The organism is Nocardioides sp. (assembly GCF_036274455.1).
GTDB lineage: Bacteria > Actinomycetota > Actinomycetes > Propionibacteriales > Nocardioidaceae > Nocardioides.
Window position 1 is genome coordinate 1 of sequence record NZ_DASUFR010000210.1, and the last position, 4,657, is coordinate 4,657.

Sequence of the window (4,657 nt, forward strand, 5' to 3'; positions counted from 1 at the left end):
GCGACGGTTGTTCTTCTTGTCGTCGTACCAGCGGTCCGCCTCCTCGACGTTGTCCGCGGTCTCGGCCTTGAAGAACTCTGGGATGTAGTCGAACATGAACCGCTTGCCCTCGGAGTTCTTCAGGATGCCGCCGTCGCCGCGGACCGACTCCGTGACCAGCAGCCCCTTCACCGAGGGCGGCCAGACCATCCCCGTGGGGTGGAACTGGACGAACTCCATGTTGATCAGCGAGGCGCCCGCGCGCAGCGCGAGCGCGTGGCCGTCGCCGGTGTACTCCCAGGAGTTCGAGGTGACCTTGAACGACTTCCCGATCCCGCCGGTGGCCAGGACGACGGACGGGGCCTCGAACGCGATGAACGTCCCGGTCTCGCGCCAGTAGCCGAAGGCGCCCGAGATCGCGCCGTCCGGCCCCTTGAGCAGGTCGGTGACGGTGCACTCCATGAAGCAGTCGATGCCGAGCGCGACGGCGCGCTGCTGGAGGGTGCGGATCATCTCCAGGCCGGTGCGGTCGCCGACGTGGGCGAGCCGGGCGTAGCGGTGCCCGCCGAAGTCGCGCTGGGAGATCAGCCCGTCCTCGGTGCGGTCGAACAGCGCGCCCCAGTCCTCGAGCTCCTGGACCCGCTCCGGGGCCTCCTGGGCGTGCAGCTGGGCCATCCGCCAGTTGTTCAGCATCTTCCCGCCACGCATGGTGTCGCGGAAGTGCACCTGCCAGTTGTCCTCCGGCCAGCGGTTGCCCATGGCCGCGGCGATGCCGCCCTCGGCCATGACGGTGTGCGCCTTGCCGAGCAGGGACTTGCAGACGATCGCGGTCCGGGCGCCGGCGTCGTGCGCGGCGATCGCGGCCCGGAGGCCGGACCCGCCGGCGCCGATCACGACCACGTCGTAGGTGTGCTTCTCGATGCTCGTCTCGGTCATCTCAGCGACCTCCTCAGAAGAACCGCGGGTCGTCGAACACGTTGGCCGCCAGCATCCAGATGTAGGCGTCGACGAGGGCCACGGAGAACAGGGAGTACCACGCGTACTGGGCGTGCTGCGCGTTCAGCTTCGACACCCAGGTCCACAGCCTGTAGCGGACCGGGTGCTTGCTGAAGTGGCGCAGCCGGCCACCGGTGATGTGGCGGCAGGAGTGGCAGCCGAACGTGTAGAGGCCGAGCAGGACGACGTTGACCACCATCAGCACCGTGCCGAGACCCATGTGGCCCCAGTCGCCGTTCTCGTCGCGGAAGGCCAGGACGGCGTCGTAGGTGAGGACCGCCCAGACGAGGACCGCGGCGTACCAGAACCAGCGGTGGATGTTCTGCACGATCAGTGGGAACCGGGTCTCGCCGGTGTAGCCGCGGTGCGGCTCGGCCACCGCACAGGCCGGCGGGGAGAGCCAGAACGACCGGTAGTAGGCCTTGCGGTAGTAGTAGCAGGTCAGCCGGAAGCCGAGCGGGAAGATCAGGATGATCAGCGCCGCGGACAGCGGCCACCAGTCGAAGGGCTGGCCGAAGTCGGACGAGCCCTCGACGCAGTCGCCCAGGCACGGACTGTAGAACGGCGAGAGGTAGGGCGCCGAGTAGTAGTGGCTCCCCATGAACGCGCGGATCGTGGCGTAGACGACGAAGGCCATGAAGACCGTGAACGTCGCCGCCGGGTAGAGCCACCAGCGGTCCTGACGGAGCGTCCGCGCCTCGATCCGAGCGCGCGTCGGCGACCCGACCCCCGCTGCCATCGTGTCGCTGGACGCCACTGCCGACTCACGAGCGTCCGTCGACGCCATTGCCACCTCCGCTGCTGGACCTGCGCCATGCCAACGCGCAACCTGCACATTGCCACGCCGATGTATAACCGGTTGCACCCGGGTCCCCCGCACGAAGGCGGCAAATGTCACACACCCTCGGACGGGGGAGCTTGCGCACGGGCCGCGATAGCCTCGTCCGGTGGCGACCACGCGTCCGAGTCCGGGTCAGACGACGGGCCTCGTGACCGGGGCCAGATCGACCCGGTCGACCATCGCGCTGAAGATGCTCATGGCGGTGACCGGCATCATCTTCATCCTGTTCGTGCTCGTGCACATGTACGGCAACCTCAAGGCCTTCAGCGGCCACGACGCCTACAACGAGTACGCCGACCACATCCGCACGATCGGCGAGCCGATGCTCCCCCACGCCGGGCTGCTGTGGGTGATCCGCGCCGTTCTGATCGTCTCGCTGGCCATCCACGTCACGTGCGCGCTGGTGCTCTGGCGGCGCAAGCAGCGTGCCCGCACCACGAAGTACGTCATGAAGAAGAACAACAGCTCGACGTTCTCCTCGCACTGGATGCGCTGGGGCGGCATCGCCCTGCTCCTCTTCGTCGTCTGGCACCTGATCAACTTCACGATCGGCAAGGTCAACGTCTCGGGTGGCCCGACCGACGACCCCTACGACCTGCTGGTCGACTCCTTCAGCACCTGGTGGCTGACGGTCATCTACCTGCTCGCGATGGGCGCCCTGGCCATGCACCTGCGGCACGGCACCTGGAGCGCCGCGCAGACCCTCGGCCTCACCAACAACGCCAGGGCCCGCCGCAACGCCAACGTGCTCGGCTACATCGTCGCCACCGTCATCGCCGGCGGCTTCTCACTGGTCCCGGTCTTCGTCCTCGCCGGAGTCATCTCATGACCACGCCGCACGGCACCCCCGACGACAAGCCGGACATGCCGGACACGACCCTGTCCTTCGACTCCTCCCGCACCCGCGAGCCGGGGGGGGAGCGCTACGACGACGCGGCCGGCTACTACGTCGACGGCGACCCGGTCCGCGACACCAAGGCGCCGGGTGGCCCCCTCGAGGACCGGTGGGGGACCCGGAAGTTCGAGGCCAGGATCGCCAACCCCGCCAACCGGCGCCGGCTCTCGATCATCGTGGTCGGCACCGGACTGGCCGGCGCCTCGGCGGCCGCGACCCTGGGCGAGGCCGGCTACGTCGTGAAGTCGTTCTGCTACCAGGACAGCCCCCGACGGGCCCACTCGATCGCCGCTCAGGGCGGCATCAACGCGGCCAAGAACTACAAGGGCGACGGCGACTCGGTCTACCGGCTCTTCTACGACACGATCAAGGGCGGCGACTACCGCTCACGGGAGTCGAACGTCTACCGGCTGGCAGAGGTCAGCGTGAACATCATCGACCAGTGCGTGGCGCAGGGCGTGCCGTTCGCCCGGGAGTACGGCGGGCTCCTCGACAACCGTTCCTTCGGCGGCGTACAGGTCTCACGGACGTTCTACGCCCGCGGCCAGACCGGGCAGCAGCTGCTGATCGGCGCCTACCAGGCGCTGGAGCGGCAGGTCGCCGCCGGGACCGTCCGCTGCTACACCCGCCACGAGATGCTCGAGCTGATCGTGGTCGACGGCCGGGCTCGCGGGATCATCGTGCGTGACCTGGTGACCGGCGAGATCGAGACCTACTTCGCCGACGTGGTGGTGCTGGCCACCGGTGGCTACGGCAACGTCTTCTTCCTGTCCACCAACGCGATGGGCAGCAACGTGACCGCCACCTGGCGGGCGCACCGCAAGGGCGCGCTGATGGCCAACCCGTGCTTCACCCAGATCCACCCGACCTGCATCCCGGTCACCGGCGCCCACCAGTCGAAGCTGACCCTGATGTCGGAGTCGCTGCGCAACGACGGCCGGATCTGGGTGCCCAAGAAGACGTCGGACTGCGACAAGGACCCGCGGCAGATCCCCGAGGAGGACCGCGACTACTACCTCGAGCGGATCTACCCGTCGTTCGGCAACCTGGTCCCCCGCGACATCGCCTCCCGCGCGGCCAAGAACGTCTGCGACGAGGGCCGCGGCGTCGGCCCCGAGGTGGAGGGCGTACGCCGCGGGGTCTACCTCGACTTCGCCGACGCCATGGACCGGCTGGGCCGCGAGTCGATCGAGTCCAAGTACGGCAACCTGTTCGACATGTACGCCCGGATCACGGGCGAGGACCCCTACACGGTGCCGATGCGGATCTACCCGGCCGTGCACTACGTCATGGGCGGGCTGTGGGTGGACTACGACCTGCAGGCCACGATCCCCGGCCTGTTCGTGACCGGCGAGGCGAACTTCTCCGACCACGGCGCCAACCGGCTCGGCGCCTCCGCGCTCATGCAGGGGCTCGCCGACGGTTACTTCGTGCTACCGAACACGATCCGCGACTACCTCGCCGACGGCCCCTTCGACCGGGTGCCCGAGGACCATCCGGCCGTGGTCGAGGCGCAGGAGTCGGTGCGGTCGAGGATCGAGGCGTTCCTCACCACGAGCGGCACCCGCAGCGTCGACTCCTACCACCGCGAGCTCGGCAACATCATGTGGGAGTTCTGCGGCATGGAGCGCACCGAGGACGGCCTGAAGAAGGCGATCGACCTCATCCGCACCCTGCGCGACGACTTCTGGCGCAACGTCAAGGTGCTCGGCACGGCCGACAGCCTCAACCAGTCGCTGGAGAAGGCCGGCCGCGTCGCCGACTTCCTCGAGCTCGGCGAGCTGATGTGCATCGACGCCCTCAACCGCCGCGAGTCGTGCGGCGGCCACTTCCGCGCCGAGTCGCAGACCGAGGACGGCGAGGCGCTGCGTCGCGACGAGCAGTACGCCTATGTCGCCGCCTGGGAGTGGCCGGGAGAGGACGGCCACGAGATGCGCAAGCCGATC

General features: G+C 68.6%; 4 protein-coding genes. 2 read left to right on the forward strand and 2 right to left on the reverse strand.

Annotation, left to right across the window (positions count from 1 at the left end; translation table 11 throughout):
* Together VFV89_RS20230 and VFV89_RS20235 are read right to left on the reverse strand one after the other, a co-directional pair.
* Nucleotides 1-915: FAD-dependent oxidoreductase (locus VFV89_RS20230; protein ID WP_329707778.1), on the reverse strand; the 915-nt coding region annotated here is incomplete at its 3' end.
* A gap of 13 nt (nt 916-928) precedes the next feature.
* Nucleotides 929-1,762, reverse strand: coding sequence for a hypothetical protein (locus VFV89_RS20235; protein ID WP_329707779.1), 834 nt, complete (start codon nt 1,760-1,762; stop codon nt 929-931).
* 202 nt (nt 1,763-1,964) lie between these two features.
* On the opposite strand from VFV89_RS20235, the gene VFV89_RS20240 reads away from it, so the two are divergent.
* Together VFV89_RS20240 and VFV89_RS20245 are read left to right on the forward strand one after the other, a co-directional pair.
* Nucleotides 1,965-2,645, forward strand: coding sequence for a succinate dehydrogenase cytochrome b subunit (locus tag VFV89_RS20240; protein WP_329707780.1), 681 nt, complete (start codon nt 1,965-1,967; stop codon nt 2,643-2,645).
* A gap of 35 nt (nt 2,646-2,680) precedes the next feature.
* Nucleotides 2,681-4,657 (forward strand): fumarate reductase/succinate dehydrogenase flavoprotein subunit (locus VFV89_RS20245; protein WP_329707781.1); only part of this gene is annotated, 1,977 nt, incomplete at its 3' end.

What these genes read in the sequence shown, in the direction of transcription:
- VFV89_RS20235 (WP_329707779.1), bottom strand. Translation starts at nt 1,762, where the DNA reads ATGGCGTCGACGGACGCTCGTGAGTCGGCAGTGGCGTCCAGCGACACG.